This is a genomic window from Pseudomonas sp. AC229, assembly GCF_979254655.1.
The window spans coordinates 1-236 of record NZ_CEEDHK010000102.1 but is presented as its reverse complement, the minus strand read 5'-3'; the positions used below and the strand labels follow the sequence as shown (position 1 = coordinate 236).

The 236-nt window shown below is 63.6% G+C and carries 1 protein-coding gene; it reads left to right on the top strand.

Going from position 1 to position 236, the window contains the following annotated elements; all coding sequences use genetic code 11:
• Positions 1-236, top strand: a 236-nt coding sequence (locus AC0IW7_RS25030) for a TonB-dependent receptor plug domain-containing protein (protein ID WP_471821557.1), incomplete at both ends; no start/stop codon positions are given.

Sequence of the window (236 nt, the reverse complement as noted above, 5' to 3'; positions counted from 1 at the left end):
AGCGATGGTCAGCTGGGCATCTACGCCTCGGAGGCGCTTAGCCGCGTGCCGGGGCTGGTGGTTCAAACCCGTCAGAACTACGCGCACGACCTACAACTGTCCTCACGCGGTTTCGGTGCCCGTTCGGCGTTTGGCGTGCGTGGCTTCAAGCTGATCTCCGACGGTATTCCAGCCAGTACGGCCGATGGCCAAGGCCAGGCGGCGACCTTCTATCTGGACACCGCCGAGCGCATAGA